15 protein-coding genes are annotated in these 15,863 nt (G+C 39.1%); 6 read left to right on the forward strand and 9 right to left on the reverse strand.

Translation table 11 applies throughout. The features are described 5' to 3' along the window. Nucleotides 1-9: 9 nt before the first annotated feature. Nucleotides 10-1,155 carry a DUF262 domain-containing protein gene (locus KTJ10_RS09950; RefSeq protein ID WP_262441923.1) on the forward strand — a complete coding sequence of 382 codons (1,146 nt, stop codon included), beginning with the start codon at nucleotides 10-12 and terminating at the stop codon, nucleotides 1,153-1,155. Further along, a complete protein-coding gene (locus KTJ10_RS09955; RefSeq protein WP_163049926.1) occupies nucleotides 1,148-1,843 on the forward strand; it encodes an MAE_28990/MAE_18760 family HEPN-like nuclease in 696 nt (231 codons plus the stop codon). Before KTJ10_RS09950 ends, KTJ10_RS09955 begins: the two co-directional genes overlap by 8 nt. A 165-nt stretch (nucleotides 1,844-2,008) precedes the next feature. On the opposite strand, the gene KTJ10_RS09960 is transcribed toward KTJ10_RS09955, so the two are convergent. The 4 genes from KTJ10_RS09960 to KTJ10_RS09975 all read right to left on the reverse strand — a co-directional run bounded on the left by KTJ10_RS09960 (nucleotide 2,009) and on the right by KTJ10_RS09975 (nucleotide 6,018). Beyond that, nucleotides 2,009-3,013, reverse strand: a complete 1,005-nt coding sequence (locus KTJ10_RS09960) for a transketolase family protein (protein WP_262441924.1) — start codon at nucleotides 3,011-3,013, stop codon at nucleotides 2,009-2,011. Nucleotides 3,014-3,023: 10 nt separating this feature from the next. Further along, nucleotides 3,024-3,869 carry a transketolase gene (locus KTJ10_RS09965; RefSeq protein WP_262441976.1) on the reverse strand — a complete coding sequence of 282 codons (846 nt, stop codon included), beginning with the start codon at nucleotides 3,867-3,869 and terminating at the stop codon, nucleotides 3,024-3,026. A gap of 19 nt (nucleotides 3,870-3,888) precedes the next feature. Further along, a complete protein-coding gene (locus KTJ10_RS09970) occupies nucleotides 3,889-5,190 on the reverse strand; it encodes an MFS transporter (protein WP_057068489.1) in 1,302 nt (433 codons plus the stop codon). A 78-nt stretch (nucleotides 5,191-5,268) separates the two neighbouring features. Then, a complete protein-coding gene (locus tag KTJ10_RS09975; protein ID WP_262441925.1) occupies nucleotides 5,269-6,018 on the reverse strand; it encodes an SDR family NAD(P)-dependent oxidoreductase in 750 nt (249 codons plus the stop codon). A 184-nt stretch (nucleotides 6,019-6,202) separates the two neighbouring features. Between KTJ10_RS09975 and KTJ10_RS09980 the strand changes: the two genes are divergently transcribed. Beyond that, a complete protein-coding gene (locus KTJ10_RS09980) occupies nucleotides 6,203-7,078 on the forward strand; it encodes a LysR substrate-binding domain-containing protein (RefSeq protein WP_079284341.1) in 876 nt (291 codons plus the stop codon). Between the two features lie 11 nt (nucleotides 7,079-7,089). Here the strand turns inward: KTJ10_RS09980 and KTJ10_RS09985 are convergent, their stop codons facing one another. Next, nucleotides 7,090-7,536 (reverse strand): hypothetical protein, encoded by a 447-nt coding sequence (locus tag KTJ10_RS09985; protein ID WP_262441926.1) that lies wholly within the window; start codon nucleotides 7,534-7,536, stop codon nucleotides 7,090-7,092. Between the two features lie 191 nt (nucleotides 7,537-7,727). On the opposite strand from KTJ10_RS09985, the gene KTJ10_RS09990 reads away from it, so the two are divergent. Continuing rightward, nucleotides 7,728-8,873, forward strand: coding sequence for an aldose epimerase family protein (locus tag KTJ10_RS09990; protein ID WP_262441927.1), 1,146 nt, complete (start codon nucleotides 7,728-7,730; stop codon nucleotides 8,871-8,873). Nucleotides 8,874-8,940: 67 nt separating this feature from the next. Here the strand turns inward: KTJ10_RS09990 and KTJ10_RS09995 are convergent, their stop codons facing one another. Next, nucleotides 8,941-10,161, reverse strand: a complete 1,221-nt coding sequence (locus KTJ10_RS09995; protein ID WP_032063159.1) for an MFS transporter — start codon at nucleotides 10,159-10,161, stop codon at nucleotides 8,941-8,943. A 106-nt stretch (nucleotides 10,162-10,267) separates the two neighbouring features. On the opposite strand from KTJ10_RS09995, the gene KTJ10_RS10000 reads away from it, so the two are divergent. Beyond that, nucleotides 10,268-11,056, forward strand: a complete 789-nt coding sequence (locus tag KTJ10_RS10000; RefSeq protein ID WP_262441928.1) for an AraC family transcriptional regulator — start codon at nucleotides 10,268-10,270, stop codon at nucleotides 11,054-11,056. Here KTJ10_RS10000 and KTJ10_RS10005 read toward each other — a convergent pair. Both KTJ10_RS10005 and def read right to left on the reverse strand, forming a co-directional pair. Next, complete coding sequence (locus KTJ10_RS10005) at nucleotides 11,023-12,345, reverse strand: glutaminase (protein WP_262441929.1); 1,323 nt, start codon at nucleotides 12,343-12,345, stop codon at nucleotides 11,023-11,025. The two genes, KTJ10_RS10000 and KTJ10_RS10005, sit on opposite strands and share 34 nt — an antisense overlap. Before the next feature lie 178 nt (nucleotides 12,346-12,523). Further along, the gene (gene def, locus KTJ10_RS10010) at nucleotides 12,524-13,006 is read right to left on the reverse strand and encodes a peptide deformylase (RefSeq protein ID WP_016144602.1); all 483 of its coding nucleotides are present in this window, start codon (nucleotides 13,004-13,006) and stop codon (nucleotides 12,524-12,526) included. A 234-nt stretch (nucleotides 13,007-13,240) separates the two neighbouring features. Here def and KTJ10_RS10015 point away from each other — a divergent pair, with 234 nt between their 5' ends. After that, on the forward strand, nucleotides 13,241-14,539 hold the full coding sequence (locus tag KTJ10_RS10015; RefSeq protein ID WP_017399054.1) for an MFS transporter: 1,299 nt from the start codon (nucleotides 13,241-13,243) through the stop codon (nucleotides 14,537-14,539). A 62-nt stretch (nucleotides 14,540-14,601) separates the two neighbouring features. Here KTJ10_RS10015 and KTJ10_RS10020 read toward each other — a convergent pair whose 3' ends face one another. Then, nucleotides 14,602-15,798 carry a hypothetical protein gene (locus KTJ10_RS10020; RefSeq protein WP_262441930.1) on the reverse strand — a complete coding sequence of 399 codons (1,197 nt, stop codon included), beginning with the start codon at nucleotides 15,796-15,798 and terminating at the stop codon, nucleotides 14,602-14,604. Nucleotides 15,799-15,863: the final 65 nt, after the last annotated feature.

Here is a 15,863-nt window from a genome sequence, read left to right on the forward strand (position 1 = left end):
AGGTTATATATGAAAATTAATCCAAGTCAACTAGTAACGATAATTGAAGAAAAAGTTTCCAAGATACATACGACACATTTGGATGTGTCTTTTAATGAAATTCTTGATATGTATCAAAGTAATGAGTTAAACATTTCACCTGATTTTCAACGATTATTTCGATGGTCAAACGGTAAGCAATCACGCTTTATTGAATCTCTTATTTTAGAAATGCCTGTACCACCTATTTATGTTATTGAGCTTGAAGATGGTAAATATGAATTAATCGATGGTTTACAAAGAATTTCCTCATATTTACATTTAAGAGGAGAATTAGTAGGTGCAACACATAATAATATTGAAGATAAAGACAAATTAAAATTATCTGATTGTGATGTTATCGAAGAATTAAATGGTTTTACTTTTGATGAATTACCTACCTCTTATCAAATTAGATTAAAGCGATCATTTATAAGAATGGAAGTAATTCGCAAAGAAAGCAATAAATTAATTCGATATCACATGTTTAAGCGTCTTAATACTGGTGGAGAAGGTTTAGAAGATCAAGAACTTAGAAATTGTACTATTCGAATCCTAAATGAAAGTTTCCCTAACTTTCTTAATGAAGTAGTTGAGAATCAGGATTTTCAAGATACGACATGCAATATATCTGAGGCTAAAACTATAAATGCTTACAAACAAGAACTTATATTAAGATTTTTAGCATTTAAAAATTTCAGAGAAAATTATACTCATGATATTGCAGATTTTCTTGATGAATATATGGAGCGTGTATCACTACCTGATTCTGACATACATTTTATAGAATTTGATTACAATATTGAAAAGGCTATTTTTGCTAAAACCTTCAAAATATTAAATAAGACATTGGGTTCAAAAGTATTTGGGCAAGCTTCAAAAAATTTCGATTCAATTCATGAAAACTTTTCTATTTATCAGTATGAAAGTATCAGCTTAGCTTTACAAAAAATTATTAACGTAGTTGATTGTGAGAACCCTGACCATTTAGCTAAAATTAGCGAGAAATTAATATCCATTAAGTTAAATAAAGATTTTAAGCCTATCACTACAGGTGGTGGTAAAAATACAAAAAACAAATTAAATGAACGTATTGATTTTGTTTCATCAAGATTATTGGAGATTAATTTTGATTAATTTAGATGAAACTTTATCAGAGTTTGAACAAGACTTATCTTGGAGAGAAACAGAATTACGTTTTTTCGAAAATGATCTAAATAAAACTCAAGATGAGTCTTTACAAATGATTAAGACAAAACCCTTAATTTTACTTTTATATTCTCATTTTGAAGGGCATGCAAAATTAATGCTCACAAAATGTGCTAACCAAATAAACTCGCTTGATCTAGATTGTTCAAAAACCATACCAAATTTGGTAGCTAGTTCCTTGGACTCTACATTTGGAGCATTAAAAAATCCTGATAAAAAACACCCTTTATTCAATAAAGAATATGATCCTGATTTTAAAGAACTTTGTCGTAGAACTGAATTCATTGAAGTGATACAGAATATTATGTTGACTAAAGTAAAGCTGAAAGTAGATAAAATAGTTGATGTAGAGTCTAATCTAAAACCTCCTGTACTCAAAAAAATTTTTTTCCGTTTAGGTTTTGATCATACATGTATTTCTGAAAGTGATCTTAGCAATTTAAATAAATTATTAGAGTTCAGAAATAATATTGCTCATGGTAGCAAGAAAAATGGATGGACTTATGCAGAATATTTAGAAATTAAAAACTCTATACAAACTCTGCTCAAATTAATAAAAAATCAAATTATAGGATATTTATCATTAAATAAATACTTACTACCTATGTCAGCTTAGGCCTAAAATTTAGGCTAGATATTAAATCTAGCCTAAATTTTTAATATATAAATATTAAAATGAAATCTATTAAGAGGATTATTTTCAGTAGCCCTTTAATTTTTATAAACTGAAGAATTTCAAAGAGTTTATTCCGATACTATTTATATCAAGTACACATTACTTTTATTTCAAATGTGACTTAATCTTCTCTTTAACTGCTTCAGTTGAAATACCATATCGAGCATGCAAAGTGGGTAATGCGCCTGCATCTAAAAATGCATCTGGCAAACCAATCATGTCAAAACGAGGATGTTGACCATTTCTTAGAAGTAGTGAGCCAACAGCTTCTCCTAACCCACCAATGACTGAGTGATTTTCGGCAGTTAAAACAGGTCGCCCACCTTTAGCGACTTCGGCCAAAATAGTTTGTTCATCTAAAGGCTTAATCGTAGGCACATGCAGCACTGAGACCTCAATGCCCTCTTTTTCAAGCTCTTCGGCTGCCTCAAGCGCACGCATAGTCAATAGACCAGTGGAAATAATGAGTAAATCTTTACCGGGTTTAATCACCTGTGCCTTACCCAATTTAAACTGGTAGTTGTATTTATCGAGCACTAACGGAACCTGACCACGCAATAAACGCATATATACAGGCCCATTATGCGCGGCAATCTGAGGAATCGCCTGTTCGATTTCTAAGGCATCACATGGATCGATGACCATCAAGTTCGGCATAGCACGGAAAATTGCAATATCATCTGTTGCCTGATGACTTGGGCCATAACCCGTGGTTAGCCCTGGAAGTGCTGCCACAATTTTGACATTCAGGTTATCTTCTGCAATTGCCATACAAATAAAGTCATAGGCGCGGCGTGATGCAAACACGGCATAGGTCGTCGCAAAAGGAATAAATCCTTCACGAGCAAGTCCTGCTGCTGCGCTCATCAAAAGTTGTTCTGCCATGCCCATTTGGAAAAACTTGTCGGGGTTTTCTTTGGCAAAAATATGTAGGTCTGTATATTTTGATAAATCTGCTGATAAACCTACGATATCGTCACGCTCTTTTGCCAAGGCATTCAGTGCATGTCCAAATGGAGCTGGTTTAGTCGGTTGGCCCTCGGCAGCAATAGAAGCAATCATTGCAGAAGTGGTTAGTTTTTTCTTAGGAGGATTGGCTAACTGGCTCATGGTGTATTCCTTACTGTCCGTAGTGGGTCAAAATATTTAAAGCATCGTCCCATTCATGTTCATCAACACGAATAAAGTGTGTTTTTTCGCGGCTTTCCAAGAACGACACGCCTTTACCCATTTTGGTGTCACAAATAATGACGCGTGGGCATGCTCCTTCATGGTTTCGCGCTTGATCGAATGCTTCAAGCAAAGCTTCCATGTTGTTGCCATCTACACGTTGGGTGTACCAACCAAATGACTGCCAACGATCAACAATCGGCTCAAACGCTAAAATTTCGCTGGAATGTCCATCTGCCTGCTGATTATTCACATCAATGATGGCAATCAAGTTATCTAGTTTCCAATGAGAAGCAGACATTACGGCTTCCCACGTTGAACCTTCATTTAGCTCTCCATCGGACAGTAAGTTATAGACAAAAGCATCTGATTTTTTCTGTTTTATTCCTAAACATGCGCCGACTGCAATTCCAAGACCGTGACCCAATGAACCACCTGTAATTTCCATACCGGGTGTATAGGAAGCCATACCCGACATCGGTAACCGACTGTCATCTGCACCGTAGGTTTCAAGTTCTTCAAGCGGGATAATTTTTGCTTCAATTAAGGCTGCATAAAGTGCAATTGCATAATGCCCAATAGAGAGATAAAAACGGTCACGGCCTTCCCATTCGGGGTTTTCTGGCTGATATTTCATCGCATGGAAATAAGATACTGCTAGCAAATCTGCTGCACCTAAGGCTTGTCCAACATAGCCTTGGCCTTGTACTTGCCCCATACGTAAAGCATGTTGGCGAATGTGGTAGGCACGTTGTTGCAACTCGGCAATTTGGCCTGCTTTATCAACATTTAACATTGTCATTTACTATTCCTTGTTAACGATTAACCAGTTTTGCTGGAACACGCAGAACCAAACTGGCACCGAAAATTAATACTGCTGTGATTAAGAACATACCGATTGCATTTGAACCTGTGTTGGTAGTGACCCAACCGATTAAATAAGGTGAGCAAAATCCTGCAAGATTGGCGAAGCTATTCACTGCTGCAATACCTGCCGCTGCGGAAACACCACCCAAAAAGTTGGTCGGTAACATCCAGAATAAAGAGGATGCCGTCAGCACACCTGAGGCTGCGATGCAAAGACAAATTAAAGAGAGTGTTAGATTTGAAGCGAATAAAGTCGCAAATGTGAGTGCTATAGCGCCTGCACACATCGGAATAATTAAGTGCCAGCGGCGTTCTTGGAAATGGTCACCGCTACGCCCTGCCAAAATCATGACCACAATGGCACACATATAAGGCAGGCTTGTGAGCAAACCGATATGCCAGTTATCACTAATGCCCGAGTTACGAATGAGAGTTGGTAGCCAAAATGTAATGGCGTATTGCCCCATCACGACACAAAAGTAAATACCTGCCAGTAGCCATAAGCGTTTATCTGCGATGAACTCTTTGACGCTAGCATGACCTTCTTTGTGCTGGTTATCTTGAGCAAGCTCTTGCTTCACCAAGTTCTTTTCGTCTTGGGTTAACCAGTTGGCGTCTTGAACTGAATCTTTTAAAACAGCAAGTACAAGCAGGCCAACAAGTACAGTAGGAATGGCTTCAATTACAAACATCCACTGCCATCCAAACCAACCATGTACACCGCTCATTCGGTCCATGATCAAGCCTGAAAGTGGTCCACCAATCATTCCTGAAATTGGAATCGCGATAAACCAGAGTACGGTCATGCGCGCACGGCGGTAAGATGGGAACCAGTAAGTGAGGTAGAGCAACAAACCCGGAGCTAGCCCAGCTTCAGCAACACCAAGCAAAAAACGTAAGGTGTAAAATTGCCATTCGGTTTGAACAAAGGCAAAACAGCCTGACAAAATGCCCCATGTAATCATGATTCGGGCAATCCAACGTCTCGCACCTACTTTGTGAAGTACAATGTTACTTGGTACTTCACAAAGAAAATAACCAATAAAGAAAATCCCTGCGCCTAGTCCATATACAGCTTCACTAAACTGTAAATCGCTCATCATTTGGAGTTTGGCAAAACCCACATTTACTCGATCTAAATAGGCACAAAAATAACAAAGCATTAAAAATGGCATGAGCCGAAATGCAATTTTTCGATAGGCAGATTTACGAACCGCCGTATCTACTTCAGATGAAAATACTGTATCCATCATGCGAATCCCTTTACATTTGGCCACAGTATCCTCTTGTGACCATCATTCTATTTTTAGTTTTGAAATGGTGAGCGATTAATGAATCAGCATGCCACCATTTACATCGAGTGTGACACCAGTTAAGTAAGCTGACAGATCACTTGCCAAAAATAATGCTGCATTTGCAACATCTTGCGCTTTACCTAAGCGGCCGAGAGGAATACCTGCCAAAATGTCATGACGACGGTCATCATTCATTAAACCGCCAGTAATATCAGTCTGGATTAGACCTGGAGTAAGAGAATTTACACGAATCTGATCAGCACCAAACTCACGAGCCATCGCTTTTGCCAGACCTAACACGCCTGCTTTGGCAGCGCTATAATGTGGCCCGCCAAAAATACCACCACCACGTTGTGCTGAAACTGAAGATAGACAGACAATACTTCCGCCACCGTTTGCTTTCATAGATGGAATAACAGCTTGCGACATAATCAGTGTTCCGCGTAGGCTAACATCTAAAATGCGGTCATAGTCATTGCGCTGGATTTCGAGTGTTTTAACTGGCTGAGTAATACCAGCATTGTTAATTAAAATATCAATCTTGCCATAGTGCTGTAATGCTTGTTCAACAGCTACTCTGACCTGTTCTTCGTTCGCAACGTTTGCAGCAAGGCCTAAATGTCCTTCACCAAGCGCCTTTGCAGCGTTTTGGCTTTGAGCAAGATCTAAATCAACAATAATGACTTTGGCACCCTGTTGTGCAAAGATTTCTGCGGTTGCTCGCCCAATTCCACGTTCTGATGCTGCACCCGTAATTAATGCCACTTTTCCTTGTAGTAACATATTCAATCCTCTTTTACGCTTTATTTCCTGAGTTCTGACTTAGAATCTCTTTTTTCACAAAGCCCAGCAATCATCTCGAATTCAACAAGACATGAAAAAAATTCATGCCTATGCTATTTTCAAATAAGTTTTAGGGATAAAAACGGATCATTTCATGGATAGCAGTGAAAACAATTTCAACCAAATACCCTCAATTAAAACATTACAGGCTTTTGAACAAACCGCCCGTTTCGGCAATGTTGCCAAGGCAGCCGAGCATTTGAATCTCACGCCTTCAGCAGTGAGTCATCAAATTGCTAAGCTTGAAGAAATGATTGGGCAGAGTTTATTTATTCGTGGTGCCCGTGGTGTGACGCTGACCCCTTCTGGTGAACGCTATTTTCAAGATGTCACCACCATTTTGCATAACCTAATGTTAGCCACGGAAAAAGCTGCCGATAAAAGCCCTAAAGACAGTTTATATATTCATTCATCCCCAAGTTTTGGTTTGCTTTGGTTGCTCCCTCGCCTCGAGTCATTTAAAGAGAAGTTCCCAATGATTCAGGTCAATCTGTCATGTTCCTATGAAAATTTGCACTTTACCCGCGACAAGATCGATATCGATATTCGTCATGGTTTGCCCAACTGGACAGGGGTAGAAATCAGAACGATTCGTAATGAAAAGCTTGAAGTGCTTGCGTCCCCTAAGCTGCTGGAACGTAGTCCGGTTTATAAACCTCAAGATTTATTAAAGAAGGATCTGATTTTATCGCGTTCAACCTTAGTTACTTGGCCCCAATGGTTTGCCCATCAGGGTTTAAGCATTCCTGAGTTTCCTTACACTTTGAGTTTTGACCGCTCTTATATGTCACTTGAGGCGGCCACACACGGGTTAGGTTTTGTTTTGGAAAGTAATTTGCTTACTCAAAATTACTTAGAATCTGGAAAGTTGGTTAGAGTTTTTGCAGATGAGCTATCGATTCCAATCTCTGCTCATCACTTGGTATATCCACGAACCCACCAATTTATTCCTAAAATTGAGCTATTTTTAAACTGGATTCATGATGAATTGGCAGGCTGAGAAATCATTTCTTAAAGGATCTGAATTTGCTCAATTCTTAAGTGATGCATCATCTCTCGAATAAATACAAAGTAGGTAAAAATATAAAGCGGATTTGGAGCCACTTGATTCGTGTAGTAACTCAAACGCTCAATAAAACTATTAAAACCATGCTCAAGCTCAGTACGGCTGATTTGCTTTTTAGTATTAAAAAATAACTGACTCAGTTGTATCATAACAGCATCAGAGGTAACAGCTACACCACTTATATTTAAATTTCTGAGGGGTTTTGACTCGATGATTTCTTCAATGAAATAAATCATCTTTTCAATCGCAAGCTCATCAATAACACCATTGCTAATACTTTTTGAATTAATAAAACCTAAGCCCTGCTCAAGGTGAATGTGTTGGCTGTCTACATCAAACGAGAGACTATTTAGACCAAGTGAAAATTTTAAAACCGAGTCGGGATGAATCATAAAAATAGCTTACCGTTGAGTTTTACTCATAAGATTAGCTTCTTTATAAGCATAAATTGAACCAGTTTTTCCAATATTTAACATTAACTAATCGATTATTATTAACACTACATATAATAAAAACCTCTTTAAAAAGATGAAAAATCAATCTTATATTCATCCAGTCTTACTATTAAAAATAGAGTATAAACATGAAAAAATTAGCAATTTTAGGTGTTACGATTTATAGCTTTGCACAACTTACAAATGCAGCAACATTAAATACAAAACCATATGGTACGACTCAAGACGGTCAAAAAGTTGATCTATACACCATGAGCAATAACAAAGGAGTCACAGTTTCTTTTATTAGCTTCGGTGGTGTAATTACACAAATTTTGACTCCCGATGCCCAAGGTAAACAAAATAATATCGTTTTAGGTTTTGATGATCTAAAAGGCTATGAAGTCACTGATACTAAGGAAGGTATTCATTTTGGCGGATTAATTGGTCGTTATGCGAACCGGATTGGTAATGCTAAATTTAGCTTAGATGGAAAAACGTATAATCTTGAAAAAAATAATGGCCCGAACTCATTACATAGCGGCAATCCTGGTTTTGATAAACGTGTATGGCAAGTTAAGCCCTTGGTTTCTAAAGGTGAAACCGTTAAAGCTTCTCTTAAGTTGACCAGTCCAAATGGTGATCAAGGTTTTCCGGGAAAATTAGATGTGGAAGTGATCTACAGTCTTTCAGATCAAAATGAATTCCAGATTGAATATAAAGCCAAAACTGATCAACCGACAGTCGTCAACCTCACCAACCACAGTTATTTCAACTTATCAGGCGCTGGCAATAATCCTTATGGTGTACTAGATCATGTGGTACAACTCAATGCAGACCGTATATTAGTAACCGACCAAAACTCCTTACCAACAGGTGAAATTGCTTCAGTTGCAGGTACACCTTTTGATTTTCGGACGCCTAAGACGATTGCGAAAGATATTCGAGCGAATAATCAGCAATTGGCCTATGGATATGGCTATGACCAAACTTGGGTACTTAATCAAAAGTCTCAAGTGAAACTCAATCTTGCAGCTAGTGTAGTTGATCCAAAATCTAAACGGACCATGCAGGTTTTAACTACTGAACCAAGCATTCAAATGTATACAGCCAATCATTTACTCGGAAATGTTACTGGTGCAAATGGCGTACTCTATCGACAAGCAGATGCGCTAGCATTAGAAACACAGCATTTTCCAGATAGCCCGAATCAATCAGCTTTCCCTTCTACACGTTTAAACCCAAATCAAACTTATAACAGTGTCACCGTATTTAAGTTTGGTGTTCAAAAATAATCTTTTCAATGAGGCTATGTTCATATTACAAAAACTCTCAGCTAAATATGGCGGAGAGTCTTTTCATTTATTTTACTTTTGTGTTGGGTAAAAATGCGGTTGCAAAACCAAGTAATGGCAACAATGAACATAAACCAAATACCCATTCAATGCCGTTAATATCCGCTAAATGCCCTAACCCAGCTGCGGCAATACCACTTACCCCAAACATAAGACCGAACATTAAACCTGCAATCATACCCACACGGCCCGGAACAGCTTCTTGTGCGTAAACCACCATTGCAGCAAAAGCAGACGACAACACTAAACCTGCAATAATTGAGAAAACTGTTGTCCAAAATAAGTTTGCATACGGCATCATTAATGCAAACGGTGCCATACCAATAAATGAAACCCAGATCACTGCTTTACGGCCAATTTTGTCACCAATTGGACCACCTGCAAATGTACCTAAAGCAACGGCTGCCAAAAAGGCAAATAAATGCAACTGAGCTGTTTGAATACTGATATGGAACTTTTGAATTAAGTAAAAGGTAAAGTAGTTACTAATGCTAGCAATGTAGGTAAATTTGGCAAACATCAACACACTAATTGTGCTCAAAGCAATAATTAGCTTACGACCATGCAATTTAGTATGTGCTTGGGTAGCACGTGCAACCACCTGACTTTTAGCATGGCTCACTGTCCAACGGCTTACACCAAATAAAACCCAAATCGCCAAAAGTGCAAATATCACCAAGCCCGCAACTGCATGCTGTCCAAAAGGGACAATCAGTAAAGCTGCCAACAATGGACCAATGGCTGTACCCGTGTTTCCGCCCACCTGAAAAGTCGACTGAGCTGTACCGAAGCGCCCGCCCGATGCCATTCGTGCCACACGTGAAGCTTCTGGATGAAATGTTGCAGACCCCACCCCAATAAGCGCAGATGCACATAACAACACAGCAAAACTTGGTGAAAATGCTAACAAGATAATGCCGCAGAATGTGACAACCATTCCAAGTGGAAGAAGATATGGTTTTGGATGTTTATCGGTATAAAGTCCAATCCAAGGCTGTAGCAGTGAACCTGTGATTTGATATACAAACGAGATTAGGCCAACCTCCGCAAAACTCAGCGAAAAGTTTGCTTTTAGCATTGGATAGATGGCTGGTAGCACCGCCTGAATTAAATCATTCAGTAAATGTGCGACTGCCACGGCGCCTACAATTTTAATAATCATTCCTTGAGGCTGATCATTTGCAACGGTATTGGCAATACCATCTTTCAATTGTATTGAAGACGTCATACCTGAAAAACTCCAATATTTTTAAATGAGATGCTTATTGTAAATTGTCGCTTATAAAGTTATCTTCCAACAATCATCGTATAAGTGACAATTTTTAGGATAGTTTATGTCCGATTCTCTTATTCAGTCTGATTTGTCTGAACTTGTGATTGGGCTATCTTCTGAGCATTCTTACCGAGAAATTACGCCTACCCATACGCATACACGTGCGCAGTTTTTATATGCCTCTACTGGAACTATTCAGGTTTTTACACCTAATCATGTTTGGATTGTTCCACCCATGTGTGCCTTATGGATTCCAGCACATGTAGAACACAGCGTGATTTCACTGAGTCACGTGAAGTTAAATACGGCATTGGTTGAAGTAAATGCAGCAGCTTTAATGGGACAAGATTGTTTTATTATTCGGGTAAGCAATCTGTTGCATGAACTCTTAATTCGTTTAAATGAAATTGAAAGAGAAGACACTCCAAATACAGCGACCTCTCAAGAGCTTTCCCGTTCTTTACAAATTTTGATTTTTGAAGAAATCCATCGCGCTAATTTGTTGTCTATTCAGATTCCGTGGCCGAAAGACAAAAGACTCTTAAAAATTTGCCAAGAGTTATTACATACTCCTGACCATTCAAAAGATTTAACAGATTGGGCTGATGATATTGGTACGAGCTCTAGAACTTTAATGCGTATGTTCCAAAAAGAAACTGGGCTGTCTTATCGAGCATGGGTACAGCAAATGCATATTGCACTTGCCTTGAGTAAAATCGCGAATGGCGAATCTATTGCCCAAATTTCAGAGTCACTGGGGTATACAAACCCCAGCGCATTCAGTGCGATGTTTAAGCGACATCTAGGAAAAACACCTCAGCAGTTTAGAAGTGCCACGATGTCGCTATAAGTCTTTTTTTTAGTGCGGATCTCATGTTTTTCCAATAAATCATCGAAATCATGATAGACATGAAGTTCTCGATCTTTGGCGGTTCTGGCATGGTCTAAGCGCTGTTCAGGATCAACTAAAACAAGAGTATGACCATCATCAATCAGACGATCTACGCCTTCTAAAAACATACGTTTACCCACATCGTGGATAAGTGAAATCTGGGTTAAATCAATAACGATTGTGCTTTGATCAGTTGTCTCGTCTTGTAAAATACGCAACAACATTTCAGCTTCGGTAAATTTCAATACACCCCGAAGCACATACACACTTAATGATGCATCTTTTCCTGTACGGTAATGACTTTGTACAATGGTCTGGGCAGAAGGCGTACCTTCCATGAGATGTAATCCCATGTCACGAGATAATCGCTCTAAAATATCGATTCCTCGAACACTATGACCATGCTCATCTAGTCGAGGTGAAAAAGCAGCAATACTGACCTGCCCCGGTAGCACACCCAAAATCCCCCCTGCTACACCACTTTTAGCAGGAATACCTACAGTTGAAAGCCAGTCACCCGCGGCATCATACATGCCACAGCTCATCATGACACTGAGCACTTGTCTAACTACAGATCGGTTTAATAGGCGTTTTCCAGTTCTAGGGTCGACCCCGCCATTGGCAAGTACACTGCCCATGCGTACCAGATCTTTAACTGTAACCATGATCGCACATTGACGAATGTAACCATTCACAATATCAACAGGGTCAGTTTCCAAAATCCCCACCGTGCGCAACATATAACCGATCGAAAGATTACGATAGGCTGTTTTGACTTCCGAATCATAAACAGACTCATCAAAACTTAATTCACGACCAGCAAGCTCGCTCATAAAACGGCGTAGGATTTCTGCGCTATGCAAACCATGTTTAACCTGAATCAAGGAATGTACAGTAATTGCGCCAGAGTTGATCATCGGATTTTTGGGACGGCCGTCTTTACCTAATGAAATTTCATTAAAGGCTTCCCCCGAAGGCTCTACCCCTACTTTCGCAAGTACTGCATCAATGCCAAGCTGTTGTAAAACATAGGCATATACAAATGGTTTAGAAATTGATTGTATGGTGAATTCAACATCATCATCGCCGACCGAATAAATTTCACCATCTACCGTAGACATTGCTAAAGCTAATCGATTTGGGTTTGCATTTGCCAACTCAGGAATATAATCGGCGAGATGACCGCTGTTATCGATGTCACAGGCTTCTATAACATTTGCCAAATATTCTGGGAGAGGGGTTTTCATGGTCAGTAACCTTAAATGAGGAGATTTACAACATCGCGCAAAATTTCAGCACAACCTGCTGATAATATTAAAATTATATCTTTTGTAATGATTTAAATATCACGATATAAGTATTCTAATTCCGATGAGTTATCCTTTTCAAGCTCATTATAGGTTTTTCAAAACTTTAAACTAAAGATTAGATTATTCTTTCTACAAATAAGATCCCATTTAAATGATCGACTTCATGTTGAACAATACGAGCAGGAAAACCATGGAAAATCATTTCAACTGCTTCACCCTGAAGTGTTAAATATTTAACCTTAACCATTTCTGCGCGTTCAACTTGCCCCCGCTCGTCTGGCACACTTAAGCAACCTTCTTCACCTAAACAAACTTCGTCTGAGAACTCTAAAATCTCAGGATTCACCATGACCACTGCTTCCATTTCAGGTGCATCGGGATAACGTGGGTTTGGACGAGACGCCACAATAATGACGCGTTTAGAGATATACACTTGCGGTGCAGCAATCCCTACTCCATTACGCTCAAGCATTGTCGCATGCATAGCGTCAGCAAGCTGATAAAGCCAATTACTGTTTAACTCATTTGCCGACACAGGGGCCGCAGTCAGTTTCAAAATATCTTCACCACGCTTCGCGACAGGTAAAACTACACTCATCCTTTGACTCTCTCATTAAACTGGCTATAACAAGTTTTATTGTGTCGCTGAACGAAACAAAAGAAAAGCCATTCCTACATCTGTTTTTGTTTCATCTAAAGCGTTTTTTGTTTTAAAGCTTTTTGATCTGAACAAGTCCAATCGACGTTGCCACATAGAACAAATTTCCTCCATTTACTTTTACTTCACTTTTCCATTAATATCCAAACTTCAATTACAACAATTAAGTAAAAAATGGATCAGGAATTAACTTTGCAGGATGCGAACTATCTTAATAAAGAAGATAAACGAACCCTCGCCCTTTCTTCATTGGGTGGAGCTTTAGAGTTTTATGATTTTGTGATTTATGTGTTTTACGCCAAAATCATTTCCGACCTCTTTTTCCCCAGCACACTTAGTCCGTTTTGGGCCATGCTCAACACTTACGGTATTTTTGCAGCAGGTTACTTTTTTAGGCCCTTAGGTGGGGTTGTCATGGCCCATTTTGGTGATTTGGTCGGGCGTAAAAAATTATTTTCACTTTCTATTTTACTGATGGCGCTGCCTACCCTGTTTATCGGGATATTGCCTACCTTTGAAAATATCGGATATTTGGCACCACTACTTTTATTGCTTATGCGTGTGGTACAAGGTATTGCGATTGGGGGTGAAATTCCAGCCGCATGGACATTTGTGTCTGAGCACGTACCCGAAAGAAAAATTGGACTGGCAAATGGTTTACTCACCGCTGGGCTGTCTTTAGGAATTTTATTGGGTGCATTGATGTCTTTATGGATTTCACTGAATTTTAGTGAAGGACAAATCCATGACTGGGCATGGCGTATACCTTTTATTGCAGGTGGTATTTTTGGTCTGGTTGCACTTTATTTGCGGACTTATTTAAAAGAAACGCCTGTGTTTAAAGCCATGCAAGCTCGTAAAGAAATCTCAAAAGAAATGCCTGTAAAACAAGTGTTAAAAACGCATAAAACAGCTGTTGCGATTGGCATGTTATTTACATGGTTTTTAACAGGTTGTGTGGTGGTGGTGATTTTAGCCATGCCAAATTTATTAACTGGTACGTTTGGCTTTGAGCGTTCTCAAACTTTTGAAATGCAAAGTGCAGCCATTGTCATGCAAATGGTCGGCTGTATTTTGGCAGGCTATTTTGCTGACCGTTTTGGCTGTGGCAAAGTCATGATGGTCGGTGCGCTTGCCGTGGCACTCACAGCAGCAGTTTTTTATAATAGTTTGGGACACGCGGCACATTCAACCATTTTTGGTTTATATATGTTGTTGGGTCTATGCTCTGGTACTGTCGGCATGGTGTCGAGCAGTATGGTTAAAATGTTCCCCGCGCCTGTTCGCTTTTCGGGCATTTCATTTTCTTATAATTTATCGTATGCAATTGTTGGTGGTATGACCCTGCCTTTAGTTCATTGGCTCAGTCAATATAGTGATATTGGTGCGATGTATTATATTTTCGCGCTAACCATTTTGGCCTTTGTGACTGCCTTTGTGTTTTGGAATAAGTTCGAAAAAAACAGGTATTAAAAATTTTCACTTATTAAATAAAAAACCACGCCAATTGCGTGGTTTTTTTATTGCTGCTTACTTTAGAAAGTAAACCCGATATTAAAGTTAATACGGTATAGCCATTTATCACTATTTGGTGAAGTTGCAGAGGTATATCCTGTTGAATTAGTCGAGCCACCAATGATGTTCGAATTTTTACCCCACGTATAATCTGCCCAAACCATAAATGGTGAAGCAATAAACATCATCCCTGTGGTATTCATTTGCGAATCTGACCAATCATCACGTTTTTTATCGAGATAACTATAGTCATTATAAAACTTAATGGCTTTTAGCTTGCCCATATTGGTCACAGGCAACGTATAGGCAAGGTTTAAACTGGCAATCGTACCTTCCGAAGCAATGAAATAAGCAGGCGTAAGGCCATTCGCTCCCATCAAAGTCATATCACTATTTACACCATCCGGATTTTTAGCATCGTACTGATAATGAATGACCGAACTTTGTAAGTTAAAGCGCTTATAGTTGTTTTCGGTATGCAAACCGACTGCATAATATTTGCCGTCTTTGTCAGTAATGTCATTATGTAGCTGGGCAATTGCACCCGACACGCCAAACTCTTGTTTACCGAAATCAGTTTCTAACTTGCGAACAATGCGGGTGTTCACCTGATTGCGCTTTTCATTTTGATAGGCTTTTTGAGATGGAAATGCATTTCCTGCCAAGTCATCATAAGTTGCACTTTCAGGGGAATAACGCAGGTTCGTCTCTAACATTTGAGGATAATAACCGAGTTTTACATCCCAATCTTTGTTGTGATAATTCCAGTTGATCCCCGGTGCAATGTTATTGCCATAACCTAAAAAGAATGGAATGTGATAGGTCCAGCCATTTTGCGGATAAGGATAAATCGTAAAAGGTTTATAGACTAGCCCCGCTTCGATGCTGTTATTGGCATCTAAGTTATAGCCAACATATGCTTTTTCAATGGACGTTTTCTGTTGGTCTTGAAACATATAGCTGGCATTGATATAGGCATCATCAAATTTACCTTTGAGATCAACCCTGAAAATATCAAAATGGAGCTTACCAAAACCACGGTTTGGCCCTTCCCAATCTTCATAGCGTTGATTTAACCGAACCACCCCACCTAACTTTAATGAATCGGTACCATCATCACTTTTCCATTCAAGCAATGAATCTTTTGCAAATACATTGACGCTTACCCCCAGCGTAAGCGGTGCAATGAATGCCATGATCAATGAAGTCTTTTTCATCTCTACATCCTTGATTGAGTTCCAGCGTCCTGCTGGAACTTTATTTGTTTTACCTGTAAAACTTA

Origin of the sequence: Acinetobacter sp. WU_MDCI_Abxc222 (assembly GCF_025514755.1) — a bacterium.
Taxonomy (GTDB): Bacteria; Pseudomonadota; Gammaproteobacteria; order Pseudomonadales; family Moraxellaceae; genus Acinetobacter; species Acinetobacter geminorum.